Below are 25,797 nucleotides of genomic sequence, written 5' to 3'. Positions count from 1 at the left end.
CGGGAGCCGCCGGTGCCGGTGCGCCCGGGGCGCCGAACGCGGGCGGGGCGGCGGCCTGAGCGGGCGGCGCGAAGCCGGGGGCCGCACCTCCCTGGGGCTGCGGGGCGGCCGGGGCCTCCTCCTCGGCGACCTCGCCGCCGAAGTTCCTCAGCAGTGCGTCGAGGCCGCCGTCGAAGCCCTGTCCGACCGCGGCGAACCGCCAGACGTCCTTCAGATAGAAGTCGCCCAGCATCACGGCGCGCTCGGTGGAGAACTCCGAGCCGCTGAAGGCGTACCGGGCCACCTCCTCGCCGCCCGCGACGATGCGCAGGTACCCGGGGCCGATCTGCGACATCTGTCCGGCGCCGTCGATCGTCGCCGTGAAGGACAGCTTGTGGATCTGCGGGGGGATCTTGTCGAGCGTGACCCTGAAGGACTCCGTGTCACCGGCCTGGGCGCCGAGGAGCTGGACGGACTCCTCGGGTGACTTCGGCTGGTTGAAGAAGACGAAGTAGCGGTCGTCCGAGAGCCGTTCATCGGCGTCGAGACCGAAGCAGCTGATGTCGAAGGTCAGCCCTGGAGCGGAGATCTGCACGCCTACGTACAGATCTGTGCCCGCGGTGAGGTCACTGATCCGGGCCTTGTGGCCGCGTTGGAATTCCCTGGCCATGCGTAACGACCGTCCCCCATCCCGAGTGTGAGTGCGTCGCGCCAGGCTAACGGCAAACTCGGACATCGGACGAAGCCGGTACAGACCCGGTACACAACGTTCTCCGGCGAGAGGGGAAGAACTGCTTCCGCGGGCACCCGAGGTGGCTCAGGGCGCCGTCACTCGTCGCGCGCGCCGGGCACATGGGGCAAGCGCTCGGCGGCGACGACGCCTTCGAGGTAGCCCTTCGCACGCTCCGTACGGGGATACGCCTCCAGCAGCCGCCAGAAGCGCGGCCCGTGTCCGGGCACCAGCAGATGGGCGAGCTCGTGCAGGAGGACGTAGTCCACGACGTACTCGGGCATCCCCTGGAGGCGGTGCGAGAGACGGATACTGCCCTCGGCCGGGGTGCACGAGCCCCAGCGTGTGTTCTGGTTGGTGACCCAGCGCACCGACTTGGGGCGGGCGCGGCCGTCGAAGTACTGGGACGACAACTGCTGGGCGCGCTCCGCCAGTTCGGAGTCGCCGAGAAGCTGCCTGCTCTCCTGGGCGGCCAGCTTGTCGAGCATGACGTTGACCCAGCGCTGCTCCTCCGCCTCGGACATCCGGGCAGGGATGAGCACGACGGTGCGATCGCCCTCGCGGTACGCCGAGACCGTCCGGCGGCGCCGGGCGCTCCTGCGGACCTCGATCGCGTTCGCCCCCGAGCCGCTGGACGGCGGGCTCGTCGTACTGCGCTGTGGCGTTCCGGCGCGGTGCAGTGGGTCGGCGGACACGCCCCGACGTTACCCGCTGCACATGGGGGAAGTCCCGACTCCGGGACGGTTCGATGCCGATCCCCCACCGAGCGTTTGATTTGTACGACGAATATCCACTGCCTGTGGACAACTTCGGACGACGAGCGCCGCGCCAGGGCATGCTGGCTGTGCCGGCGGAGCTGGGACCGAGCTCCACCGACAACGGGGACGTTGGGCGACGACTACGGGGGCCTGTTCATGCATACGAAGTTCTCGGCATCATCAGACATTTCGAAGATGTCTGATACATCGGGCGGGTTGAGCTCGGCACCTTCGACGACCGTGCAGGTTCCGCAGATGAAGCCCGCGCTCAGGAGAGGCTGGCGCGACCTCAACACCGTGCAATTCGGGATGACTCCGGCACATGCGATGACGGTGGGTCCGATGGACACGGCGACAGGCAGCTTTCTCGACCTGCTCAACGGCACGCGCGGAATGGACCTGCTGCGCGAGGAGGGCCGCCGCATGGATCTGCCGGACGGTCACGTCGACGAACTGGTGCGACGGCTGGCGCGCGCCGGGCTTCTGGACGACGCGAAGGGTGGCGGCCCGGCCGCCGAGGCGTTGCGGGGAAAGACGGAAATCCTGGACCGGCTGCGCCCCGACCTGGCCTCGCTCTCCCTGATGACGTCCGAGCCGGGCGAGGCGATCGGCCGTCTGGCCGCCCGTCGTGCCCTGCGGGTCCAGGTGTGGGGTGCCGGGCGGGTCGGTGCGACGGTGGCCTCCCTGCTGGCAGGCGCCGGGGTCGGCGAGGTCGACGTACGCGACGTCGGCCGTGTCGAGCCCTGGGACGTGGCGCCGGGCGGCCTGCCCACCGAGGCGGTCGGCGACCGCAGGGACGAGGCCGCGCCTCGGGCGGCACGCCGCTCGGCACCGGGTCGTCCACCACGCCGACGCCCCCAGCCATCCGCCGGAGAGGACTGCGCGGGCCGCTCCCTGGTGATCCTCGCCCCACGCGACGACGTCGCGGTGCACGCGCCTGCCCCGTCCACGGCCGAACCCCTCATCGCCTCCGGTACGCCGCACCTGTACGCCGGTGTCGTGGAAGGAACCGGTGTCGTCGGCCCGCTCGTCCTGCCCGGCGAGACCGGCTGCGCCGGCTGCCTCCACGAGGGGCGCACCGACCGGGATCCCGACTGGCCGCGCCTGGTCACCCAGTGGCGCACGGGTTCGGTGAGGTCCCATGATGTGCGACCCTGCGATCTCACTCTGGCCACCACGGTCGCCGGGCTGACGGCCGCGCACGCCCTCGCCTTCCTGGACGGGCACGTTCCGTCCAGCGCTGGTGCACGCTGGGAAGTGTCCCTGCCCGGTCTGAACTGGCACGCCCGGCCGGTGGGGGCGCATCCCGCGTGCCCGTGCGGCGCCGCGCGAAAAGGTGAGGGAGAACACCCCTCCGAGGACGGGGAGTCGCACGAGACAATGGCGGAACAAGGGCCGTCGTCCGAGTCACGCCGTGAGGCGGACGCGGAGCGGCCGGCTGTGACCTGGAGGGCGCATGTCTGATCTTCCCCGCAAGGCGGTGACCCGTACCGCCAAGCTCGCCGCGCTACCGCTCGGCTTCGCAGGGCGCGCGACCTGGGGACTGGGCAAGCGGATCGTCGGCGAGTCCGCGGAGCTCGTCGGCCGCGAGCTTCAGCAGCGCACCGCCGAGCAGATGTTCAAGGTGCTCGGCGAGCTCAAGGGCGGCGCGATGAAGTTCGGCCAGGCCCTGTCCGTCTTCGAATCGGCCCTGCCCGAGGAGATCGCCGGCCCCTACCGCGCGGCGCTCACCAAGCTGCAGGAGGCGGCGCCCCCGATGCCGACGCGCACCGTGCACGCGGTGCTGGCGGAGCGGCTCGGCGAGGACTGGCACGACCTGTTCCTGGAGTTCGAGGACAAGCCCTCGGCGGCGGCCTCGATCGGCCAGGTGCACCGCGGGGTGTGGCACGACGGCCGCGAGGTGGCGGTCAAGGTGCAGTACCCGGGCGCCGGTGAGGCCCTCCTGTCCGACCTGAACCAGCTGAGCCGCTTCGCCCGCCTGCTGGGCCCCCTGGTGCCCGGCATGGACATCAAACCGTTGATCGCGGAGCTCAAGGACCGGGTCTCCGAGGAACTGGACTACGCCCTTGAGGCACAGGCCCAGCAGCAGCACGCGCAGGAGTTCGCCGACGACCCGGACGTCGTGGTGCCGGCGGTGGTCCACCACTGCGACCAGGTCCTCGTCACGGAGTGGATCGACGGTGTCCCGCTCTCGGAGGTGATCTCCGAGGGCACTCAGGAGCAGCGGGACCGTGCCGGTCAGCTCCTGGCCCGTTTCCTGTTCTCCGGCCCGGCCCGCACCGGTCTGCTGCACGCCGACCCTCACCCCGGGAACTTCCGTCTGCTGCCCGGCGGCCCGGACGGCGAGGACGACTGGCGGCTCGGCGTCCTGGACTTCGGCACGGTGGACCGGCTTCCGGGCGGTCTGCCGACCCCCATCGGCGACTCCCTGCGCATGACCCTGGACGGCGAGGCGGACGCGGTCTACGAGCTCCTTCGCACCGAGGGTTTCGTCAAGGAGACCATCGACCTGGAGCCCGACGCCGTCCTCGACTATCTCCTGCCGATCATCGAGCCGGCCCAGGTCGAGGCGTTCACCTTCACCCGCGGCTGGATGCGCAGCCAGGCCGCGCGGGTCGCCGATCCCCGCTCCCCCGCCCACCAGCTGGGCAAACAGCTCAATCTGCCTCCGGCCTACCTCCTCATCCACCGCGTGACCCTCAGCACCATCGGTGTCCTGTGCCAGCTGGGCGCGACGGTGCGGCTGCGCGAGGAACTGGAGGAGTGGCTGCCGGGCTTCGCACCGCAGGACACGACGGACGAGGAGGAGTCCGCGGCTCAGGCCTGAGCCGATGTGCGGCCTACCACCACTCCGAGTCCAGCCGCCCCTCGATGGCTCGGAGGTTCTCCCGGGAGCAGGCATCGCAGAAGTAGTGGCGGACGCCGTTCTCCACGGAGAAGGTCCAGGTGGGCTGCGGGGCCTCGGCCCGGGTGCCGCAGCGGGCACAGACAAGAGGCTCGGGCTTTGTGCCGGAGTCGTCGTCATCACGGCCGTTGTCATCACGACCGCTGTCGTCACGGCCGTTGTCACTGCCTCCGGGAAGACTCGTCACCCGGCGACGATAACGCCGCCGCTGACTGATCGCCGGGCACAACGCACCGCGGGGGCCGGTCCGTTCGCACGGACCGGCCCCCGCGGGAAGCCACTGCCTGCCGAGGCCGGGAGGCTGTCTGGCGGTGGGGTCGACTACTGCATGACCGCCATGGCGAGCGCACGGCGAGCGCGCAGCGAGGCGCGCTCGGCCCTGCGCTGCATGCGGCGAGCGGAGGCCAGGCGCACGGCCCGCCTTTCCCGCTCGGCCTCATGCTGTCGCTCGTGCATATGCGCACGCGCGAGGGCTTCTTGGATGAGTTGCATCTCTCGGTTCCTGTTCTGACGCGAGGCGTTCGCGCCGCTGGTGGTGAAGTCTTCAGGCGCGGGGCCTGCTGGTTCGTGGGTGGACGGCTTCATCGGGGCCTGCTTCTGGGGGTCGTGCGTGAAGGGACGGTCGATCGTTCCTGCGGTGTTCATGCCGTGACCGGGTTCTTGCGCGGGCGACCACGCGGCCGCTTCCGGGCGACGACGACACCCTGGACGAACAGCTCGCCACCCCAGACGCCCCAGGGCTCACGCCGCTCCTTGGCGCCGGCGAGGCAGGCCTCGATCAGCGGGCAGGTGCGGCAGAGGGACTTGGCGTACTCGACGTCCGCCGGCGACTCGGCGAAGAAGACCTCCGGGTCGTAGGAACGGCAGGGGACGGGTACGCCGAGGTTCTCGATGGCGTCGTCGAGCGCGGTGAGCGCAGTGAGCGGGGTCAAGGTGGGGTCCTCCGTGGAGCCGGGCTTGGGAATCGCGTCTGAAGGCGGTACGGACGGGGCGTGCGCTTCGAGTTGCACGGTTCGTCTTCCTCGTCTGGTCGTTCCGGCCCTGTTGGACCGGGTGGCGGCTGGTACCGGGTCTTTCCTGTCCCGAGGCCCCTTCACTCCGTCATCCCTGGTGGGGGACAAACAGAAGGGCCGCGGATCCCGGATGGGGTTCCGCGGCCCTGAAGGCGCCGGCCTGATCGACGATCAGGCTGGATCACTCCAGGGTTCTGGCCCACGGAAGGCCCACATCAGGTGGTGCTGCTTCGTCTGCTTCCGGAATCCGGCACCGGTCGCCGTAAAGGCATAGGCCTGTGCCTGTGCCTCTACTGCCGCTTCCAGTGCCTCGGTCGGTCGCTCATTGCGCTCACGGACGGGAAGGCCCGCGAGAGAGACGGAGGACGCCGGACGAACGGCACGGATGCCGGACAGACCGGTGCCCTGGCCCGAGGCGCTGAGCATGCACAGGGAAGCGACGACCGAGCGATCGGTCATTTTGACGGTGCTGATGGTGCTGGCGTTGATGCTGATCACTGGACTCGCCTCCTCTCGGCGTCTCGGGGGACTGGGGTGAACCAGTCCGACGGGTATGCAAGTACATCACGGAATTGGGGCCTCCGAGAAGGCCGCCGTTCGCGTGGTTAAGAACCTATGGGGATTGCTGGGGCATGCGCAAACTATTTTTTCGACGAGTTCGCATCATTCCCCGTCGCTGCCCTCACCAAGCTCCTGACCTGCGCAGATGGCGAGCACATCGGCTCCGTAGCGGTCCAGCTTGCGCTTGAGGACGCCGGGGATGCCGGAGAGCTCTACCGGAGTGGTCGGCTCCGCCTCGGCGATCGCCATCAGGGTGCGGTCCGTGAAGACGCAGAAGTCCGGCTGGCCGCTCTGCCGGGCCTGGACCGCACGCCACTCACGCAGTCGTAGGTAGAGGCCCTCGTCCATGTCGGAAGGGCAGTCCTCGCAGCGCATCAGCTTCATCTCACCGGCGTCGGTGAGGGTGCGCCCGCAGACGCGGCAGCGGGCGGGAGTGCGCTGAGTCCGTCTCGGGACGGCATCCGGCCTGCTGGTGAAGCCGCGCACGACCCCTCCGCCGCCACCGGCGGCGCCGCGTCCGACGGTGGCGGTCGAGCCGGGGCGCAGGCCGTCCAGGAAGCGGCTGGGGCGGCGGTTGGGCCTGCCGCCGGGTGCCCGGGTGAGCGCCCAGGAGACATGGAGGTGCTGCCGGGCGCGGGTGACTCCGACGTAGAGGAGGCGGCGCTCCTCCTCGATCTGCTCGTCGGTCCTGGCGTAGGTGATCGGCATCATGCCTTCGGCGACGCCGACCAGGAAGACGACGTCCCACTCCAAGCCCTTGGCCGAGTGCAGGGAGGCAAGGGTGACGCCCTGGACGGTCGGGGCGTGCTGGGCGTTCGCGCGTTCGTCGAGTTCCGCGACGAGGTCGGCGAGGGTGGCCGCGGGTTTGGCGGCGGCGAAGTCCTGGGCGAGGTTCACCAGGGCGGCCAGCGACTCCCAGCGCTCTCTGACGGCGCCGGAGCCGGCCGGGGGCTCGGTCGTCCAGCCCTCCCCCGACAGGACGGCGCGCACCTGCGAGGGCAGGTCGACGGCGTCGTCGAGGAGCGAGTCGTTGCCTCCGAAGCGAGCCGCGCCGCGCAGCGCGATACCCGCCTTGCGCACCTCGGGCCGGTCGAAGAACCGCTCGGCGCCGCGCAGCTGGTAGGGGATGCCCACGTCGGCGAGGGCCTGTTCGTAGGTCTCGGACTGGGAGTTCGTACGGAACAGTACGGCGATCTCGCCGGCCGGGATGCCTGCCTCCATGAGTTCCCGGATGCGACGGGCCGCGCCCTCGGCCTCGGCGGGTTCGTCGGTGTACTCGGTGTAGCGGGGTTCGGGGCCCGGGGCGCGCTGGGAGATCAGCTCCAGGCGGTGGTCGGCGGCGCGGCCTCGGGCCTGGGCCAGCAGGCCGTTGGCGAGGTGGACGACCTGCGGGGTGGAGCGGTAGTCGCGGACCAGTTTGACGACGGTGGCCCCGGGGTGGCGGGTGCGGAAGTCGAGCAGATGGTCGGGGGTTGCTCCCGTGAACGAGTAGATCGTCTGACTGGCGTCGCCGACCACGCACAGATTGTCGCGGTCGCCGAGCCACAGCTCCAGCAGGCGTTGCTGGAGAGGGCTGACGTCCTGGTACTCGTCGACCACGAAATGCTGGTACTGGGAGCGGACCTGGTCGGCGACGTCGTGCCGGTCCTGGAGGATGCCGACGGTGAGCAGCAGGACGTCCTCGAAGTCGATGACCGAGCGGTCGCGCTTGAGGTCCTCGTAGACGTTGTAGAGCTGGGCGATCTCGGCAGCGTCGCGGGGGATGTCGCGACCCGCCTTGGCGGCGGCGAGTGCGTAGTCGGCGGGGACGGTCTGGGTGACCTTCGACCATTCGATCTCGGCGGTCACGTCGCGCAGCTCGTTCCGGTCGAGGCGGATGCGGCAGGCGGCAGCCGCGTCGACGACGATCTGGATCTTGCGGTCGACCAGCCGGGGCATGGAGCCGCCGATCGCTTTCGGCCAGAAATACTGAAGCTGACGGAGGGCTGCCGAGTGGAAAGTGCGGGCCTGGACTCCGGCGGCACCGAGCTGGCGCAGCCGGCCGCGCATCTCTCCTGCGGCGCGGTTGGTGAAGGTTACGGCGAGGACGCTGGAGGGCTGGAGGATCCCAGCACGCACCCCATAGGCGATGCGGTGAGTGATCGCCCGGGTCTTACCCGTGCCGGCACCCGCAAGCACGCACACCGGACCGTGCAGGGCGGTCGCCACCTCGCGCTGCTCGGGGTCGAGCCCTTCGAGCACCGCGTCGGCAGTGTCCGGTGCCTGCGGGAAGAGGGTGGAGTGCGTTGCTGCTGTCACACGGCCATGCTGCCAGGTCGCCGGAGACGGCTGCGCCGGTTGTCCACAGGCGGGCATGGATAGTCGTACTAATGCGGCAGGCGTCACGTGGCCGGGCATACCCCGGGTGGGAATGGCTCCCCGAGTCCGTGCGTTCATTACCCCGGACGAGTTCTTCCCCGACCCCCGAGGAGCGCGCGAGACATGCAGGGCACTGTGACGATGTACAGCACCACCTGGTGCGGCTACTGCCAGCGGCTGAAGAAGCAGCTGGACCGCGAGGGCATCGCGTACACCGAGATCAACATCGAGCATGACCCGCAGTCCGCGTCTTTCGTCGAGAAGGCGAATGGCGGAAATCAAACGGTCCCGACCGTGCTCTTCGCAGACGGTTCGACGCTCACGAACCCGTCGCTGGCTCAGGTGAAGCAGAAGATCGGCGTCTGACCGACGCCCGCGTTCATCACGCACAAGGAGAGGGTGGCCACCCGGGCTGGGCGGCCACCCTCTCTTTGTACGGCTCTTCGAGGCTCTTCCGGCTCAGAAGGAGCTGCGCGTCGGCAGCGGCTTGCCGTACCAGAGCTCGATCAGTCGGGCCGCGATCGAGATTCCGTACGGCGGCAGGACCTCGCCGGATTCGAAGGCGTCGCGCAGTTCCTCGCGGGAGAACCAGCGGGCCTCGTGGATCTCGTCGCCGTCGACCTGGACCTCGGTGGAGGTGGCGCGGGCCATGAAGCCCAGCATCAGGCTGGACGGGAACGGCCAGGGCTGGCTGGCGACGTACTCGACCTGGCCGACGCTGACGCCGACCTCCTCATTGACCTCGCGGCGCACCGCCTGCTCGATGGACTCGCCCGGTTCGACGAAGCCGGCGAGGGTCGAGAAACGCCCCTCCGGCCAGTGGACCTGGCGGCCGAGGAGGATGCGGTCGTCCTCGTCGGTGACGGCCATGATCACGGCGGGGTCGGTGCGCGGGTAGTGCTCGGCGCCGCATGCGGGGCAGCGACGGATGTGGCCGGCTGCGGCGATCACGGTGCGCTCGCCGCAGCGGGAGCAGAAGCGGTGGGTGCGCTGCCAGTTTTCCAGGCCGACGGCGTGCACCATCAGGCCGGCGTCGCGCGGTGACAGCAGCAGGCCCGCCTCGCGCAGGCCGGCCGGGCGGGCGGACTGGTCGATACGGCCGGGCAGCGCGTCCTTCTGGAGGGCGAAGTAGCTGACACCGTCCTCGTCGATGCCGAGGAAGTAGCGGTGGGCCTCGGTGAGGGGGGCCTCGAAGGACGGGGTCATGACGAGCTCGGTGCGCCCGTCCGTCGTCTCGTCGATGAGGACCTGGCCGCCGGAGACCACGAAGCAGCGGGTCGTGGGGTGGCTCCATGCCGCCGCGAGCCAGGCCTCGTCGAGCCGGTGGTGGGCGGCGCGGTCGATGCCGCTCGGGAGGGTCAGCGAGACGGGTCGGTCGGCGGTGTGGTCGGTCGAGGTGGTCACGGGTGCTTCCAACTCCCCCAGTGGAACGGTGTGCTTCGGCGGGTGGATCGGCGGGACGTACGACGGGTTGCGACCGGAGGCGGCAGGGCTCTATGACGCGGGGCGGCCCCTTCAGTGTGCCCCGCGCGCGAGGCCGGTCCGGACGGACGGGGGCGCTCAGGGCGCATGGCGCCAGTTCGCGGCGAGGTCGCCCCAGAGGTAGGCGGTGCTCTCGACGCCCTTGAGCAGCAGCTCGAGCTCGACCTTCTCGTTCGGGGCGTGCCAGCCGTCGGAGGGGACGGAGATGCCGAGGAAGAGCACGGGTGCGCCGAGGACGTCCTGGAGGTCGGCGGCGGGCCCCGAGCCGCCTTCGCGCGTGAAGCGGACGGGCCCTTCGAAGGCGCGGCCCATGGCCCGGGCCACGGACTGAAGGGCCGGGTGGTCCAGGGGCGTCAAGCATGGGCGGGTGCCCGCCGAGAAGGTGATCTCCGAGCGGATACCGGCGGGCGTCCGGTCGTCGGCCCAGGCTCGGACGATCTTCTCGATGTGGTCGAGGTCCTGCCCCGCGACCAGTCGGAAGGAGAGCTTGACCATGGCGGAGGACGGGATGATCGTCTTGCTGCCGGGGCCCTGGTAGCCACCTCCGATGCCGTTGACCTCGGCGGTGGGGCGGGCCCAGATGCGCTCCAGGGTGGTGTGACCGATCTCACCGTGGGTGGCGTACGACTTGGCGGTGCGCAGCCACTGCTGCTCGTCGAAGGGCAGCTCGGCGAAGAGCTCGCGCTCGCGGTCGGTCAGTTCCACCACACCGTCGTAGAAGCCGGGGATCGCCACGCGCGCGTGCTCGTCGTTCAGGGCGGCGACCAGGCGGGCGGCAGCGGTCGCCGGGTTGGGCACGGCGCCGCCGAAGGAGCCGGAGTGGATGTCCTGGTCGGGGCCGTACAGCCGGATCTCGCATTCGGCGAGGCCCCGCATGCCGGTGCACACGGTCGGAGTGTCCTCGGACCACATGCCGGTGTCGGAGACGATCACGGCGTCCGCCGCGAGGCGCTCGGCGTGCTCCTCGACGAGCGCGCGGAAGTGCGGGGAGCCCGACTCCTCCTCGCCCTCGATCAGCAGCTTCAGAGTGACGGCCGGGGTGGTGCGGCCGGTCGCGGCGAGGTGGGCACGGACGCCGAGTGTGTGGAAGAACACCTGGCCCTTGTCGTCGGCCGCCCCCCGCGCGTGGAGGCGTCCGTCGCGGAGGACCGGCTCGAAGGGCTCGCTGTCCCAGCCGTCCTCCAGGGCGGCGGGCTGCACGTCATGGTGGCCGTACACGAGGACCGTGCGGGCCTCGGGGTCCTCGGAGGGCCACTCGGCGAAGACGGCGGGGGCGCCCGGTGTCTGCCAGACCTCGGCGGTCGGGAAGCCGGTCTCCTTGAGCTTGGCGGCGAGCCAGTCGGCGCTGCGGCGTACATCGTGCGCGTGGTCGGGCTGGGCCGACACGGAGGGGATGCGCAGCCATTCGGCGAGGTCGGCGAGGAAGGCGGCACGGTGCTGCTCGATGTACGTACGGACGGCGCTGTCCGGGGTCTGGCTCATGGTCACGAGCCTATCGGCCCGCACCGACATCCTGATTGGGCGGTTCCTCACAGTCCGTCTCCGCGACCGGCTCCTGTGTGAGCAGTCGCTCCAGTGCTGCCCGGCCCGGCAGATCGTCCGGACGTACGACCTCACCGCTGCGGACGTACAGGAACGCGGCGCCGACCGATTCCAGGGGCACACCCTGCTGCTCGGCCCAGGCGAGCCGGTACAGAGCGAGCTGGAGTGGGTCGGCGGTGCGCGAGCGGTTGGTCTTCCAGTCGACGATCTCGTAGGTCGCCGCCGTGCCGTCGCCTTCCTTGTAGACGGCGTCGATACGGCCCCGTACGACGCGCCCGGCGATCGTGAGCTGGAACGGGGCCTCCACCCGGTATGGCGTGCGGTGCGCGTACTCCGTGCGCTCGAAGGCGTCCTTGAGCGCTTCCAGGTCGCGTTCGTCGGCGATCTCGGCCTCGCTGCCGGGCAGGTCCTCCGGTTCCAGCATGGGCAGCGTCAGCTCTTCGAAACGGGCCTCGACCCAGGCGTGGAATCGGGTGCCTCGACGTGCGGCGGGTTGTGGGGGGCGTGGCATGGGGCGCGCGAGTTCCTGCGCGAAACCATCCGGGTCGGCGGCCAGGCGCAGCAGCTGGGACGCGGTGAGGGAGGTGGGCAGGGGGACGTCCGTGACACTCGCGCGGGCGCGAAGGAGCTCGCCGGTGAGGGCGTCGAGGTCACGGTCCCAGGAGGCGATGGTGCGGGCCTCCTCCGGAGTGAGAGGACTCGGCTCCTGGGCGAGGGGATCCGGCGCCGCGGTGAAGGGGTTCGGTTCGGAGGTGAAGGGGTCCGGTTCGGAGGTGAAGGGGTCCGGTTCGGGGCTGACGGGTTCCGCTCCCGAGGTCACGGGTTCCGGTTCCGTGGGGTGGGGTGGGCGGGCCGGTGGGGTGACAGGGTCCGGGGACGCCGCCTGGTGCGGGACCGTCGGGCGGTCGGTGCTCCAGGAGTCCCAGTCGGCGGGGTCTTCCTCGGAGTAGGGGTCAAGGTCCGAGAAGGAGCCCTCCCCGGCGAACGGGTCCTCCTGCGCGTACTCCTCGGAAAGCGCTTCGGGGAGCGCTTCGTCGTCCGGGGGCGCGGGCCAGTCCGGGTCGTCGTAGGTGTCCGGGCCATGAGTCGCGGTGGGGTGGCCGTCCTCCTGGGACGCCAGCTCCTCCAGGTGGGCCAGGACCGTCTCGGCGGCTGCGCGGCGCCGGGCCAGCGCCCTCTCGTCGAGGGGCAGGGGCCACGCCTGGTCGGTGCTCTCGCGGTGCAGGGCAGGGTTCTGCGCGTTTTCAGCCGGCTCGTCGGCCCACGCCTCGATCTCGCCGTACCCGGCCGCGCAGTGCTCGTACAGGGCCGTCAGGAAGTCGGAGGGGCCGCGGGGCTTCTTCTGGGTGGGGCCCCACCAGTGGCCGGAGCCGAGGAGCAGGGAGCGGGGACGGGTGAAGGTGACATAGCCGAGGCGGAGTTCCTCGGTGTGCTGGTGGTCCTTCATGGCCTCGTGGAAAGCCTTCAGGCCGCGGGAGTCCCAGGAACCGACGTCGGGCAGGGTGTCGGCGTCGCCGCGCAGCTCGTGCGGGAGCACCTTGCCCTGGGCGGTCCACTTCTCGCGGCCCTGGGTGCTCGGGAAGCTGCCGGTGACCAGGCCGGGGACGGCCACGACGTCCCACTCCAGGCCCTTGGACCTGTGCGCCGTGAGCACCTTGACGGTGTTCTCGCCACCGGGCAGGGCGTTGTCGAGGCCCTTCTCGTACTGGGCGGCGGTGCGCAGGAAGCCGAGGAAGGCGAGCAGGGTCGCCTCGTTGTCACCGGCGGCGAAGGAGGCGGCGATGTCGAGGAAGTTGGAGAGGGTCTCGCGGCGACGGGCGGCCAGGGCGTGCGGGGACGCGGAGAGCTCCACCTCCAGGCCGGTGACGGCGAGGACGCGGTGCAGGACGTCCATCAACGGGTCGGACAGGGAGCGGCGCAGGTCGCGCAGTTCGCCGGCCAGGCGGGCGAAGCGCACGCGCGCGTCCGGCGAGAAGGGAAGGCCGTCGTTGTCACCGTCGCCGTCCAGCGGCGTCTCGAGGAAGGTGTCGAGGGCGTCCGCGAGCGAGATCACCTCGGCGGGGTCGACGCCCTCCACGGCCTCGGCGAGTCTGCGGTCCGGGTCGTCGTCGCCGACCACGCGCGCGGGGGACACCAGCAGCCGTGCGCGGCGCCCCAGGAGGGCGAGGTCGCGCGCGCCGATGCGCCAGCGCGGGCCGGTGAGCAGGCGGACCAGGGAGGCGTTGGCGCCGGGGTCCTGGAGGACCTCGCAGACGGCCACCAGATCGGCGATCTCGGGCAGGTGCAGCAGCCCGGACAGACCGACCACCTCGACGGGGACGTCCCGGGCGACGAGCGCGCCCTGGATCGCGGCGAAGTCGGTCGCCGTACGGCACAGGACGGCGATCTCGCCGGGCGCTTTACCGGTCCGTACGAGATGGGCGACGGAGTCGGCGATCCAGTCGATCTCGTCGGCGTGGGTGGGCAGCAGTGCGCAGCGGACCGTGCCGTCGCGCTCGGCACCGGGGGCCGCGCGGAGGGCCTCCACGCCCGCGTGCATGGCGCGCAGGGGGTCGGCGAGGCCGTTGGCGAGGTCGAGGAGGCGACCGCCGCTGCGGCGGTTCTCGCTGAGCGCCTGGCGGGTGGCGGGGCGGCCGTCGGCGTGGGCGAAATGCTCGGGAAAGTCGTCGAGGTTGGCGACGGAGGCGCCGCGCCAGCCGTAGATCGCCTGGCAGGGGTCGCCGACCGCGGTCACGGGGTGGCCGGTGCCGCCGCCGAACAGCCCTGCCAGCAGGACGCGTTGGGCGACGGACGTGTCCTGGTACTCGTCCAGGAGGACCACACGGAACTCGTCGCGCAGGATGCGGCCCACTTCGGGGATGCCCGCGAGCTGTGCCGACAGGGCGATCTGGTCGCCGAAATCGAGCAGGTCGCGCTCGCGTTTGGCGGCCCGGTAGCGGCCCACGAGAGCGGCGAGTTCGCGCCGCGCCGCTGCCGCCTCGGGGACCTTGCGCAGATCGGCGTTGGTGAGCTTGGCACTCCGCAGGCCCAGCAGCAGCTGGGCGTCGTACGCGCGCAGGGCCTCGGGGCGTACGAGGTGCTCGGCGAGTTCGGAGTCGAGGGCGAGGAGGTCGCTCACGAGGTCCGCGAAGGAGCGGGTCAGCGCCGGGTACGGGCCCGGGGCCTCGCGCAGCACGCGCGCGGCGAGTTGGTAGCGGGTGGCGTCGGCGAGCAGGCGGGAGGTCGGTTCGAGGCCGATGCGCAGGCCGTGGTCGGTCAGCAGGCGGCCGGCGAAGGCGTGGTAGGTGGAGATCACCGGTTCGCCCGGGGGGTGGTCCGGGTCGATGACGTCGGGGTCGGTGACACCGGCTTTGACGAGTGCGGTGCGGACGCGCTCGGCGAGTTCACCGGCGGCCTTGTTGGTGAAGGTCAGGCCGAGGACCTGTTCCGGGGCGACCTGGCCGGTGCCGACGAGCCACACCACGCGAGCCGCCATCACCGTCGTCTTGCCCGATCCCGCTCCGGCCACGATCACCTGCGGGGCGGGCGGCGCGGTGATGCAGGCCGTCTGCTCCGGGGTGAACGGGATGCCGAGGAGCTCCTTGAGCTGCTCGGGATCGGTGATACGGGCGGACACCTCAGAGAGGCTAGCGGCGGCCACTGACACTCGATGCCGGACCGGCCTCCGAGGCGTGAGAAGCGCAGGTCAGCACACGGGGTGCGATCGATCACGCCGGTCACTCGACCATCCGCGATGCGACCGATTCGCCCTCGTACAGACCGATTTACTCGACCACGTGCCGTCCTTCGGGTCGCGCGCTGCACGACGCCCGGAACGCGCAGTGTGTGCAGTGTTGTCCCGCACTGGGCGCGAACCGCTCGTCAAGGACCTTGCCGGCCGCCGTGGCCAGCAGCTCGCCGACCCACTCCCCCTCCGGCCCGTCCAGCGGCTGCTGCCCCTGCACCTTGGGCAGTGTCTCGCCGCCGTCACGCTTGGCGGCACCTTGGCGCAGCTGGACGAGTTCGGCGCCGCCGGGCTCGGGCCGCAGACCGTCGAACGCCTCGTCGACGGCGCCCTCGCGTACGGCGAGCTGGTAGACGGCGAGCTGTGGATGGCGGGCCACCTCGGCCGCGCTCGGCGCCTGCTTGCCGGTCTTGAAGTCGACGACGTAGGCCCGTCCCTCGCCGTCGGCCTCGACGCGGTCCATCTGACCGCGGATGCGCACCTCGAAGTCTCCGGCGCCCAGCGTCACATCGAAGTCGTGCTCGCTCGCCACCGGTGTGCGCCCGGCGCGGTCCATCACATGCCACTTCAGGAAGCGTTCGAGCGCCACGCGCGCGTGCTCCTTCTCCTGCGCCGACTTCCAGGGCGCGTCGAAGGCCAGCGCGTTCCACACGGAGTCGAGGCGCTCCATGAGGACGGCGAGGTCGGCCGGGGTGCGCCCGGAGGCGACCTCGTCGGCGAGGACGTGCACCACGTTGCCGAAACCCTGGGCGGCGGTCGCGGGCGCGCCGGCCTTCACCTCCCGGCCCAGGAACCATTGCAGGGCACAGGTGTTGGCCAGCTGGTCGAGGGCGCTTCCGGAGAGCACGACGGGCTGGTCGCGGTCACGCAGCGGCACTTTGGACTCGGTGGGCTCGAACATGCCCCACCAGCGGTAGGGGTGCGCGGACGGGACCAGCGGGCGGCCGTCCTCGTCGGCGAGCGCGGCGAGCCGGGCCAGGCGGCGAGCAGCGGCCTCCCTGAGCCCGTCCGAGACGCGCGGGTCGACCGTCGTCGCCCGGAGTTCGGCGACGAGTGCGGCGACGGACAGGGGGCGGCGCGGGCGGCCCGTCACGTCCTTCGGTTCGACGCCCAGTTCGGTCAGGAAGCGGGAGGGCTGGTCGCCGTCTTCGGCCGGGGCCTTGACCGCCGTGACGACGAGGCGCTCACGCGCGCGTGTGGCGGCCACGTAGAACAAGCGGCGCTCCTCGGCCAGCAGCGCGCCCGGCGTGAGGGGTTCGGCGAGGCCGTCGCGGCCGATGCGGTCGGCCTCCAGAAGGGAGCCGCGGCGGCGCAGGTCCGGCCAGAGGCCCTCCTGGACGCCGGCGACGACCACCAGGCGCCACTCCAGGCCCTTGGAGCGGTGCGCGGTCATCAGGCGCACGGCATCGGGGCGCACGGCACGCCGCGTGAGGGTGTCGGCGGCGATGTCCTCGGCGTCGATCTCCTCCAGGAAGTTCAGGGTGCCCCGGCCGCCGATGCGCTCCTCCGCGCGGGCCGCCGTCGCGAACAGGGCGCATACGGCGTCGAGATCACGGTCGGCGTTGCGTCCGGCCGCGCCGCCGCGCCGCGCCGCCCGCTCCAGCCGCGTGGGCCACGGAGTGCCCTCCCACAGGTCCCACAGCGCCTCCTCGGCCGTGCCGCCGCCCGCGAGTCGCTCACCGGCCTTGCGCAGCAGTGCGCCCAGTCGCTGAGCGCCTCGGGCGTAGGTGGGGTCATGCACCGCCAGCCGCTCCGGCTCGGCCAGCGCCCGCGCGAGCAGCTCGTCCGAAGGGGGTGGCAGCGGGTTGCCTGCGGCCCGCTCCTCGTCGCGCAGGGCGCGCCCCAGGCGACGCAGATCGGCGGCGTCCATGCCGGCGAGGGGGGAGGCGAGAAGGGTGAGGGCGGTCTCGGTGTCGAGCCAGCAGGCGTCGGGGACCGGCTCGTCGGGGCCGGACTCCGCTCGGGTCGCGTCCGGGTCCGCGGAACGGTCCTTCCGCTCTGCCGCACCGGCGTCCCCGGAGTGGTCCAGGAGGGTGCGGCCCTCATGCTCTGCCGTGTCCGCGTCTGCGTCCGTGTCCACGTCCGCGTCCGTCGAGCCAGCGCCGGCCCCCTGTTCGGCCGTCTCAGCCCCGTCGGACGAGATTTTCCGTCCCGCTGCCTCCGTCGCCGCCGAGGAGCCCTCCCGCCGCGCAGCCTCCGCGCCGGCCACCGCCCTCAGAGCCGTCAGCAGGGGCGCCACGGCCGGCTCGTGGCGTAGGGGCAGGTCGTCGCCGTCGATGTCCAGGGGCACCCCGGCGGCGGTGAGGGCGCGGCGCACCGTCGGGATCGTGCGCGACCCCGCGCGCACCAGCACGGCCATCTCGCTCCAGGGCACGCCGTCCTCCAGATGGGCGCGGCGCAGGATGTCGGCGATGTTGTCCAGTTCGGTGCCGGGCGTCGGACAGGTGAAGACCTCGACGCGGCCGGACTCGCGGATCGGGGTGAGTTCGCGGTGGGCGCGCACCTTCTCCGCCGGGAGGCGGGTGAGCGGCATGCGCTGGGTCAGCAGTCGGGTCGCGGTCAGCAGGGCGGCGCCGGAGCGGCGGGAGGTGCGCAGGACCTCGACGGGCGCCGGACGGCCGTCCACGCGCGGGAAGGCATGGGGGAACTCCAGGATGCCGTTCACGTCGGCGCCCCGGAAGGCGTAGATCGACTGGTCGGGGTCACCGAAGGCGACCAGGGTGCGTCCTGCGCCGGCGAGGGCGTGCAGCAGCCGTACCTGGGCCGGATCGGTGTCCTGGTACTCGTCGACGTACACGGCGTCGTACTGGGCGGCGAGCCGCTCTCCGGCGCCGGGGCGGCGGGCGAGGAGCACCGCGCGGTGGACCAGCTCCGCGTAGTCGAGCACGCCCTGCATGTCGAGCACGTCGAGGTACTCGGCGAGGAAGGACGCCGCGGCACGCCAGTCCGGTCGGCCGAGACGACGAGCGAAGGCGTCCAGGGCATCCGGGCCGAGGCCCAGTTCGCGGCTGCGGGCCAGGACCGCGCGGACCTCGTCGGCGAAGCCACGGGTGGTGAGGCAGGCGCGCAGTTCGTCGGGCCAGCGCACATGCGCCAGTCCGAGCCCCTCCAGGTCCGGCTGGCCCGCGAGCATCTCCCGCACGGTCACGTCCTGCTCGGGGCCGGACAGCAGCCGCAGCGGTTCGACGAACAGCGCGCTGTCCTGGTTCGCGCGGACCAGGGCGTAGCAGAACGAGTGGAACGTGGTCGCGCGGGGCGCGCGAGCCGCCCCCATGCGCAGCGCCATGCGGTCGCGCAGTTCCACGGCTGCCTTGCGGCTGAACGTCAGCACCAGGATGCGCTCCGGGTCCCCGCCGCGGGCGATGCGCTGTGCCACCGACTCGACCAGTGTGGTGGTCTTTCCGGTGCCTGGACCTGCGAGAACGAGCAAGGGGCCGGTCTCATGGTCAACCACGGCGCGCTGTGCGGCGTCAAGACGAGGGGGAGCCGCCCGCACCACAGGGGTACGCACCAGCCGGTAAGCGCCACGGCTCCCCTGTCGCATCCGGGGATGCGACAGGCGCCTGGTGGAGGAAGAGGAGCTCACGTGGTTCGCCGGTCCTGGTGGGTGTGCTGGTGGGTCGTCCCTCGCGTGGGAAGGGCGGGGGCCGCGGGATGAGGGCGACACGTGCAGCCGACGCTACGCCGACGGAGGGTGCGGAAGCAGGGCTTCCGATTTATCCTTCGGGCCACTCGCGGCACTCGCGGCACATGCGTCCCTCGACTCACGAACGTACGTCATGCCACAGACGTGCCCTCTTTCCCTCGTACGGATCACGGGTCACACCGAGGGTCGTCCGATGGCGGAAGCTGTCAAGTGTGACCCTGTGCGCGCTCACCGCCGTCCCACCGCGCCCGCTTCATGTCCAGGCGCGGCAGGTGGCCCTCGGCGGCCCTGCTCGCCTCCTTCAGGGGGGTGCACTCCCGGCGGTAGTGCCCCAGCGCTCTCAGCTCATGGCCCGGCAGCAGCGCCCCGTCCGCGCGGACCACGCGCCACCACGGCACCGCTCCCCCGTAGAGCGCCATCACCCGGCCGACCTGGCGGGGTCCGCCCTCTTCCAGCCACTCCGCGACGTCCCCGTACGTCATGACGCGCCCCGGCGGAATCAGTTCGGCGACCTCGAGCACCCGCTCGGCGTACTCCGGCAGCGTGTCGGCGTACTCCGAGCGGGTCTCCTCGTACTCCGGGCGGGCGTCGTCCGGCAGGCTCTCCTCGCTCATCCGCCCCATCCTGCCCCACGCCACCGACAATGTGACGCGCTCGCCACTGTGCGTACCCTTCGCCCCGAGGCGATGCTTCGGGCAGACTGTCCGCCCCCGCATTTGCACCCTGATGCCCCCGTGTGTCGGTGGGGCATGCCACCATCGTGCGGGCGGTGACTGGTGATACGAGACCAAGAAGAGACGATGAAGCAACAGGGTGTGCACCCGGAGGACGCGGAGAGCACCTCTGACGCTTCGTCGCGCCCGGGCACCGTGAAGGGCGACAAGAAGGACATCGACGAGCAGGCCGGCGACAAGAAGGACGTCGAGAACAAGGACGTCGAAGCCAAGGACGTCGAGAACAAGGACGTCTTGGACAAGAACCTCGGCGATAAGGCCGAAGCCGAGAAGGGCCGGGCCCGCAAGGGCGCCGGCTCCACGGACGTCGGCCGGAAGGCCGTCGAGGGGAAGGCCGCGTACGACGTGGACGAGGCGCACGTCGACGAGGTCGAGGGCGACGAACCACTGCTCCCCGCGCGCGTGCACCGTCCTTCCGACCTGATGCGGCTTCTGGTGGGTGTCCTGGGCATCGCCCTGCTGCTCGCGATCGCCGCGTTCGCGCACGGCACCACCTCGGGTCTCGAACAGGACATCAACAAGGGCACCGGCCAGGCGCCCGACGTGTTCAGCAAGCTGGCCGGACTCGTGTCCAGCATCGCGATCCTCCTCGTGCCGGTGGCGTTCGCGATCGAGCGGCTGATCAAGCGGGACGGGCTGCGGATCGCCGACGGCGTCCTCGCGGCCGTCCTCGCGCACGGTGTGACGCTCGCCACCGACCTGTGGGTCGCGCGGGCTGCCCCCGGATCCATCCGGGACGCGCTCACCCAGCCCGCCCCCGGCGACGTCGGCTCGCTCACCGACCCGGTGCACGGCTATCTCGCGCCGGTCATCGCGTACATGACGGCCGTGGGCATGTCCCGCAGACCGCGCTGGCGTGCGGTCCTGTGGGCGGTTCTGGTCCTGTACGCCTTCTCCATGCTGGTCACCGGCTACACGACGCCGTTCTCGATCCTGCTGACGCTGCTGATCGGCTGGACCGTCGCCTACGGCACCCTGTACGCGGTCGGCTCGCCCAACGTCCGGCCCACCGGACGGACCCTGATGGCGGGCCTACGGCACGTCGGCTTCCGTCCGGTGAGCGCGGCCCGCGAGGAGGCCACCGACGCTCAGGAGCACACCACCGACCGCGGCCGGCGCTACTTCGTCACACTCGAGGACGGCCCGCCGCTGGATGTCACGGTGGTCGACCGCGAGCAGCAGGCACAGGGCTTCTTCTATCGCGCGTGGCGCAATCTGACGCTGCGCGGGTTCGCCACCCGCAGCAGCCTCCAGTCGCTGCGCCAGGCCCTGGAGCAGGAGGCGCTGCTCGCCTACGCGGCCATCGCCGCCGGCGCCAACGCGCCCAAGCTGATCGCCACCTCCGAGCTCGGCCCGGACGCCGTCATGCTCGTCTACGAGCACACCGGCGGGCGCACCCTGGACTCGCTGCCCGACGACGAGATCACCGACGACCTGCTGCGCGGCACCTGGCACCAGGTCAAGGCGCTCCAGTCGCGGCGCATCGCCCACCGGCGGCTGGTCGGCGACGCCATCCTGGTGGATCGTTCCGGCAAAGTGATCATCACAGATCTGCGCATCGGTGAGATCGCGGCCAACAGTCTGCTGCTGCGCATGGACATCTCCCAGCTGCTGGTGACGCTGGGCCTGCGGGTGGGCGCCGAGCGCGCGGTGGCGACAGCGGTCAGCGTGCTGGGCCCCGACGCCGTGGCCGACTGTCTGCCCATGCTCCAGCCCATCGCGCTGAGTCGCTCCACGCGCGCGACGCTGCGCAAACTCGCCCGGGAACGCGCCGAGCGCGAGCGCGAGGCGGTGCTGGAGGCCTCCCGGCACGCCAAGCACGCCCGTAGCGAGGAGGCCGATGGCGAGACCGGCCCCGCGCTCGAACCGGACAGACCCGACAAGAAGACCGTGCGGGCGCAGGCGCGAGCGGAGAAGCGGGCCATCGACGAGGCCCTTGAGGATGCGCGCGAGGAGGATCTGCTCACGCTGATCCGCCACGAGGTGCTGCGGATCAGGCCGCAGGCGCCGGTCGAGCCGGCTCGGCTGGAGCGGGTGCGGCCCCGCACACTGATCAGTTTCATCGCCGGTGCCATCGGCGCGTACTTCCTGCTGACGCAGCTCACACACATCGAGTTCGGGCCGCTCATCTCCAACGCGCAGTGGGGCTGGGTGGCCGCGGCCGTGCTGTTCTCGGCGGCCAGCTACTTCGCGGCGGCGATGGCGCTGCTGGGCTTCGTGCCGGAGCGGGTGCCGTTCCGGCGGACGGTGACTGCCCAGGTCGCCGGGTCGTTCGTGAAGATCGTCGCGCCGGCGGCGGTCGGTGGCGTGGCCCTGAACACGCGGTTCCTCCAGCGCGCGGGGGTGCGTCCCGGGCTCGCGGTGGCGAGCGTGGGCGCGTCGCAGCTGTTCGGGCTCGGCTGTCACATCCTGATGCTGCTGGCCTTCGGCTATCTGACCGGGACCGAGAAGACGCCGTCGCTGTCGCCGTCCCGGACGGTCATCGCGGGCCTGCTGACGGTGGCGGTCCTGGTGCTCGTGGTGACCTCCGTGCCGTTCCTGCGGAAATTCGTCGTCACGCGCGTGAGGTCGCTGTTCGCGGGTGTCGTGCCGCGCATGCTGGACGTGCTCCAGCGACCGCAGAAGCTGATCACCGGCATCGGCGGCATGCTGCTGCTGACCGCCTGCTTCGTGATGTGCCTCGACGCGTCGATCCGGGCCTTCGGCAGCGAGGGAACCTCCATCAGCCTCGCCAGCGTGGCCGTCGTCTTCCTGGCCGGCAACGCGCTCGGCTCGGCCGCGCCCACCCCGGGCGGCGTCGGCGCCGTCGAGGCGACCCTGACCGTCGGTCTGATCGCCGTGGGCCTGCCCAGCGAGGTCGCGGCGCCCTCGGTGCTGCTGTTCCGGTTGCTGACGCTGTGGCTGCCGGTGCTGCCGGGATGGCTGGCCTTCAACCATCTGACACGCAAGGGCGCGCTGTAGCGGGAGGTGTGGGGCCGCCGGGGTGCGAGGACGTCGCGCACGGGACCTTGTCGTGCGAGGAGGACGGCGTCGTACGTTGTAAGGGCACGGAAAAGTGAGGCGTCGCGGTACCTCGTACGGGCCCGCGCCCGAGCGCCCCACCACGGACGACCGCAGGATGGGACCATGCCGAACCCCGCCCGGATGCGCGCCGCTGTCCTGACCGCCACGGCACTCCTGCTGTCCTCCCTGCTGGCGGGGTGCAGCGACGACGAGTCCGGCGAACAGGATCTGACGGCCCAGGAACTGAGCTGGGCGGACTGCCCCGCCCCGTCCCAGGCGCAGGGCGGTGGGGGCAGCCCGTCACCGCTGCCGGACGGCGGCACCTGGCAGTGCGCCACGATGAAGGCGCCCCGTGACTGGAACGAGCCCAAGGGCGACACGATCGACATCGAGCTGATCCGGGCCAGGAGCAGCGGCGACAAGAACCAGCGCATCGGCTCCCTGATCTTCAACTTCGGCGGCCCCGGCGGCTCGGGTGTCACCACGCTGCCCGCCTTCGGCGAGGGCTACGAGAAGCTGCGCACCCGCTACGACCTGGTGAGCTTCGACCCGCGCGGCGTCGGCCGCAGCGCTCCCGTGCGGTGCGAGAACGACCAGCAGCTCGACGCCTACTTCCAGCAGGACGCGACCCCCGACGACGCCACCGAGCGGACCGAACTGATCGACAGCACCAAGCAGTTCAACGAAGCGTGCGAGGACAACTCCGACGGGATGCTGCCGCATGTGCGCACCACCGACGCGGCCCGCGACATGGAACTGATGCGTCAGGTCCTCGGCGACGACAAGCTGCATTACTTCGGCATCTCCTACGGCACCGAACTCGGCGGCGTCTACGCCCACCTGTTCCCCAAGAACGTGGGCCGGGCGGTCTTCGACGCCGTGGTCGATCCGACGCAGACCCCCGAGCAGGGCTCGCTCGGGCAGGCCAAGGGGTTCCAGCGCGCGCTGGACAACTTCGCCGCGGACTGCACCTCCAAGGCCGAGGACTGCCCCATCGGGGACACTCCCCAGGACGTCAAGGACCGCATCGCCACCCTGCTGAACGACCTCGACAGCCAGCCGATCCCGGGCATCCTCCCGCGCCAGCTGACGCAGAGCGCCGCGGCCGGCGGCATCGCCCAGGCGCTGTACTCGCAGGAGTTCTGGCCCTACCTCACCCAGGGACTTGAACAGGCCTACGACGGCGACGGCCAGATCCTGATGCTGCTGTCCGACTCGATGAACGGGCGCAGCGAGAACGGCGAGTACAGCAACATCACAGCGGCCAACATCTCCATCAACTGCGCCGACGACAAGCCGCGGTACACGCCCGCGTTCGTGGAGGAGAAGCTTCCGGAGTTCCGGTCGGCTTCGCCCCTGTTCGGCGAGTTCATGGCCTGGTCCATGCTGAGCTGCACCGACTGGCCCGTCGCGGGCGCCGCCGACCATCCCGACGTCAGCGCGCCCGGCTCGGCTCCGATCCTCGTCGTCGGCAACACCGGCGACCCCGCCACGCCGTACGAGGGCGCCCGCAAGATGGTCGAGGCACTGGGCGAGGGCGTGGGCGTCGAGCTGACGTACCGAGGACAGGGGCACGGGGCGTACAACAGCAAGAACCGGTGCGTGCAGGCCGCGGTGAACGGCTATCTGCTGGACGGGAAGGTGCCGGCGGCGGGCAGCGTCTGCTCATGAGACAGACCTGCTAAACCAGCAGGTCAGAGGGTTATCCACAGGGTCGAACGGCCTTTTCGCGATCCGCCTACTATGGCCTGACCGCCATCCGCGGCACAGTGCGGACGGCCTGCGAGGGGGGAAGTGACATGGCGCGTTTCGTACGGTGGACGGCCCTGACGGCCGCCGCCGCGCTGCTGGTGACGGGGGTGACGGGGTGCAGCGGAGGCTCGTCCGACGGCGGCGAGGGCGGCGGTGAGACGAGCGGGACGGGCCCGTCGTCCGCGTCCTCCGTCGGCCCGACGACTCCACTGCCGACGTCACTGACCGCACAGAAGCTCGACTGGGGACGCTGCAAGGGCACGGCGGACTCCCCCGAACCGGGGGGCGCATGGCAGTGCGCGACGCTCAAGGCGCCGCTGGACTGGACGAAGCCGGAGAGCAGGACGATCGACCTCGCGCTGATCCGTGCCGAGGCCACCGGCGGCGACCGCATCGGATCGCTCCTGTTCAACTTCGGCGGCCCCGGCGGCTCAGGGGTGTCCACACTGCCGTGGTACGCCTCCTCCACGGCCGAGTTGGGCAAGCGCTACGACCTGGTGAGCTGGGACCCACGTGGAGTGGGCGCCAGTCAGGGTGTGCGCTGCCGCAGCGATCAGCAGATCGAGGCCGCCGAGTCCGTGGACAGCACCCCGGACACGCCCGCTGAGGAAAGGGCGTACTTCCGGGACGCCGCCGCGTTCGGCAAGGGCTGCCAGAAGTCCGCCGGGACCTTGATGGCGCATGTGTCGACGACCGACACCGCCCGCGACATGGACCTCATGCGCCAGGTCCTCGGCGACCCGAGGATGCAGTACTTCGGCGTCTCCTACGGCACCGAACTCGGCGGTGTCTACGCCCACCTGTTCCCCAAGACGGTGGGCCGGCTGGTCCTCGACGCCGTCGTCGACCCGAGCGCCGACTCGGCGGGCCACGCCGAGAACCAGATCAGGGGCTTCCAGCGCGCCCTGGACAACTACCTCGAGTCCACCGGCGAGGACGCGAAGGACGGCACCCGGAAGATCGTGGACCTGCTCCGGCGGATCGATGCGGAGCCGTTGTCGACGTCCTCCGGGCGCAAGCTCACCGAGACGCTCGCGCTCACCGGCCTGCTCTACCCGCTCTACAGCGAGACGAGCTGGCCGAGGCTGACCAGCGCCCTGGAGGCGGCCGGACAGGGGGACGGCACGGAACTCCTGGCCCTCGCCGACGAGTACAACGACCGCGACGCCTCGGGGCATTACCTGACGGGGAGCCATTCACAACGGGTCATATCGTGCCTGGACGAAAAGCAGCGGCCGACGATCGAGGAGACGAAGAAGCTGCTGCCGCGATTCAAGAAGATCTCACCCGTGTTCGGACCCATGCTGGGCTGGGACACGGCCGGCTGGTGCCACGACTGGCCGGTGGCCGGACAGTACGACACCCCGGAGGTGAGTGCCCCGGGTGCGGCACCGATCCTGCTGGTGGGCAACACCGGCGACCCGGCCACGCCCTACGAGGGCACCCGGAGGATGGCCGACGAACTGGGCCGGGACGTGGGCGTGACGACCACGTGGAACGGCGAGGGACACGGCGCCTACGGGAAGGGGAGCAGCTGCGTCGACTCCACGGTGAACGCGTATCTGCTTCAGGGGTCGGTGCCCAAGGACGGCAAGGTCTGCTCATGACGC

General features: G+C 71.2%; 18 protein-coding genes. 6 read left to right on the top strand and 12 right to left on the bottom strand.

Going from position 1 to position 25,797, the window contains the following annotated elements; translation table 11 throughout:
- A partial coding sequence (locus ACHBTE_RS21785; RefSeq protein WP_394725672.1) for a TerD family protein occupies window positions 1-649 on the bottom strand: 649 nt, incomplete at its 3' end.
- A gap of 158 nt (window positions 650-807) precedes the next feature.
- Window positions 808-1,404, bottom strand: a complete 597-nt coding sequence (locus ACHBTE_RS21780) for a M48 family metallopeptidase (protein ID WP_394725671.1) — start codon at window positions 1,402-1,404, stop codon at window positions 808-810.
- 318 nt (window positions 1,405-1,722) lie between these two features.
- Between ACHBTE_RS21780 and ACHBTE_RS21775 the strand changes: the two genes are divergently transcribed.
- The gene (locus ACHBTE_RS21775; protein ID WP_394725677.1) at window positions 1,723-2,931 is read left to right on the top strand and encodes a TOMM precursor leader peptide-binding protein; all 1,209 of its coding nucleotides are present in this window, start codon (window positions 1,723-1,725) and stop codon (window positions 2,929-2,931) included.
- Window positions 2,924-4,294: an ABC1 kinase family protein gene (locus tag ACHBTE_RS21770; RefSeq protein ID WP_394725670.1), complete on the top strand. Its 1,371-nt coding sequence runs from the start codon at window positions 2,924-2,926 to the stop codon at window positions 4,292-4,294. Before ACHBTE_RS21775 ends, ACHBTE_RS21770 begins: the two co-directional genes overlap by 8 nt.
- Window positions 4,295-4,307: 13 nt before the next feature.
- Here ACHBTE_RS21770 and ACHBTE_RS21765 read toward each other — a convergent pair whose 3' ends face one another.
- The 5 genes from ACHBTE_RS21765 to ACHBTE_RS21745 form a co-directional block, all read right to left on the bottom strand.
- Complete coding sequence (locus ACHBTE_RS21765) at window positions 4,308-4,559, bottom strand: hypothetical protein (RefSeq protein ID WP_394725669.1); 252 nt, start codon at window positions 4,557-4,559, stop codon at window positions 4,308-4,310.
- A gap of 134 nt (window positions 4,560-4,693) precedes the next feature.
- The gene (locus ACHBTE_RS21760) at window positions 4,694-5,017 is read right to left on the bottom strand and encodes a hypothetical protein (protein WP_394725668.1); all 324 of its coding nucleotides are present in this window, start codon (window positions 5,015-5,017) and stop codon (window positions 4,694-4,696) included.
- Window positions 5,014-5,382 (bottom strand): WhiB family transcriptional regulator, encoded by a 369-nt coding sequence (locus tag ACHBTE_RS21755; protein ID WP_394725667.1) that lies wholly within the window; start codon window positions 5,380-5,382, stop codon window positions 5,014-5,016. The genes ACHBTE_RS21760 and ACHBTE_RS21755 overlap by 4 nt, the downstream gene beginning before the upstream one ends.
- 174 nt (window positions 5,383-5,556) lie before the next feature.
- Window positions 5,557-5,883 (bottom strand): hypothetical protein, encoded by a 327-nt coding sequence (locus ACHBTE_RS21750; protein WP_394725666.1) that lies wholly within the window; start codon window positions 5,881-5,883, stop codon window positions 5,557-5,559.
- Between the two features lie 165 nt (window positions 5,884-6,048).
- Window positions 6,049-8,301 (bottom strand): ATP-dependent DNA helicase UvrD2, encoded by a 2,253-nt coding sequence (locus ACHBTE_RS21745; protein WP_394725665.1) that lies wholly within the window; start codon window positions 8,299-8,301, stop codon window positions 6,049-6,051.
- 126 nt (window positions 8,302-8,427) lie between these two features.
- Between ACHBTE_RS21745 and ACHBTE_RS21740 the strand changes: the two genes are divergently transcribed.
- Complete coding sequence (locus ACHBTE_RS21740; protein ID WP_394725664.1) at window positions 8,428-8,670, top strand: mycoredoxin; 243 nt, start codon at window positions 8,428-8,430, stop codon at window positions 8,668-8,670.
- Window positions 8,671-8,763: 93 nt separating this feature from the next.
- Here ACHBTE_RS21740 and nudC read toward each other — a convergent pair whose 3' ends face one another.
- The 5 genes from nudC to ACHBTE_RS21715 form a co-directional block, all read right to left on the bottom strand.
- The gene (gene nudC / locus ACHBTE_RS21735; protein WP_394725663.1) at window positions 8,764-9,708 is read right to left on the bottom strand and encodes an NAD(+) diphosphatase; all 945 of its coding nucleotides are present in this window, start codon (window positions 9,706-9,708) and stop codon (window positions 8,764-8,766) included.
- Window positions 9,709-9,864: 156 nt separating this feature from the next.
- On the bottom strand, window positions 9,865-11,268 hold the full coding sequence (locus tag ACHBTE_RS21730; protein ID WP_394725662.1) for a dipeptidase: 1,404 nt from the start codon (window positions 11,266-11,268) through the stop codon (window positions 9,865-9,867).
- A gap of 10 nt (window positions 11,269-11,278) precedes the next feature.
- On the bottom strand, window positions 11,279-14,944 hold the full coding sequence (locus tag ACHBTE_RS21725; protein WP_394725661.1) for a UvrD-helicase domain-containing protein: 3,666 nt from the start codon (window positions 14,942-14,944) through the stop codon (window positions 11,279-11,281).
- Window positions 14,945-15,092: 148 nt separating this feature from the next.
- Entirely contained in the window at window positions 15,093-18,638 is a 3,546-nt protein-coding gene (locus ACHBTE_RS21720; protein ID WP_394725660.1) for an ATP-dependent helicase, read from the bottom strand.
- A 266-nt stretch (window positions 18,639-18,904) separates the two neighbouring features.
- Complete coding sequence (locus ACHBTE_RS21715; protein WP_394725659.1) at window positions 18,905-19,312, bottom strand: MGMT family protein; 408 nt, start codon at window positions 19,310-19,312, stop codon at window positions 18,905-18,907.
- Window positions 19,313-19,498: 186 nt separating this feature from the next.
- Between ACHBTE_RS21715 and ACHBTE_RS21710 the strand changes: the two genes are divergently transcribed.
- The 3 genes from ACHBTE_RS21710 to ACHBTE_RS21700 all read left to right on the top strand — a co-directional run bounded on the left by ACHBTE_RS21710 (window position 19,499) and on the right by ACHBTE_RS21700 (window position 25,794).
- Window positions 19,499-22,393, top strand: coding sequence for a YbhN family protein (locus ACHBTE_RS21710; RefSeq protein WP_394725658.1), 2,895 nt, complete (start codon window positions 19,499-19,501; stop codon window positions 22,391-22,393).
- Between the two features lie 165 nt (window positions 22,394-22,558).
- Complete coding sequence (locus ACHBTE_RS21705) at window positions 22,559-24,106, top strand: alpha/beta hydrolase (RefSeq protein WP_394725657.1); 1,548 nt, start codon at window positions 22,559-22,561, stop codon at window positions 24,104-24,106.
- A 128-nt stretch (window positions 24,107-24,234) separates the two neighbouring features.
- Entirely contained in the window at window positions 24,235-25,794 is a 1,560-nt protein-coding gene (locus ACHBTE_RS21700; protein WP_394725656.1) for an alpha/beta hydrolase, read from the top strand.
- The last annotated feature ends 3 nt before the right edge of the window (window positions 25,795-25,797 follow it).

Origin of the sequence: Streptomyces sp. M41 (genome assembly GCF_043673425.1) — a bacterium.
Classification (GTDB): domain Bacteria; phylum Actinomycetota; class Actinomycetes; order Streptomycetales; family Streptomycetaceae; genus Streptomyces.
The sequence above is the reverse complement of the archived record's forward strand: the minus strand, read 5'-3'. Positions and strand labels throughout refer to the sequence as shown.

What these genes read in the sequence shown, in the direction of transcription:
- ACHBTE_RS21715 (WP_394725659.1), bottom strand. Translation starts at nt 19,312, where the DNA reads ATGAGCGAGGAGAGCCTGCCGGACGACGCCCGCCCGGAGTACGAGGAG.
- ACHBTE_RS21710 (WP_394725658.1), top strand. Translation starts at nt 19,499, where the DNA reads ATGAAGCAACAGGGTGTGCACCCGGAGGACGCGGAGAGCACCTCTGAC.
- ACHBTE_RS21740 (WP_394725664.1), top strand. Translation starts at nt 8,428, where the DNA reads ATGCAGGGCACTGTGACGATGTACAGCACCACCTGGTGCGGCTACTGC.
- ACHBTE_RS21745 (WP_394725665.1), bottom strand. Translation starts at nt 8,301, where the DNA reads ATGCCCGCCTGTGGACAACCGGCGCAGCCGTCTCCGGCGACCTGGCAG.
- ACHBTE_RS21775 (WP_394725677.1), top strand. Translation starts at nt 1,723, where the DNA reads ATGAAGCCCGCGCTCAGGAGAGGCTGGCGCGACCTCAACACCGTGCAA.
- ACHBTE_RS21730 (WP_394725662.1), bottom strand. Translation starts at nt 11,268, where the DNA reads ATGAGCCAGACCCCGGACAGCGCCGTCCGTACGTACATCGAGCAGCAC.
- ACHBTE_RS21705 (WP_394725657.1), top strand. Translation starts at nt 22,559, where the DNA reads ATGCCGAACCCCGCCCGGATGCGCGCCGCTGTCCTGACCGCCACGGCA.
- ACHBTE_RS21700 (WP_394725656.1), top strand. Translation starts at nt 24,235, where the DNA reads ATGGCGCGTTTCGTACGGTGGACGGCCCTGACGGCCGCCGCCGCGCTG.
- ACHBTE_RS21770 (WP_394725670.1), top strand. Translation starts at nt 2,924, where the DNA reads ATGTCTGATCTTCCCCGCAAGGCGGTGACCCGTACCGCCAAGCTCGCC.
- ACHBTE_RS21760 (WP_394725668.1), bottom strand. Translation starts at nt 5,017, where the DNA reads ATGAACACCGCAGGAACGATCGACCGTCCCTTCACGCACGACCCCCAG.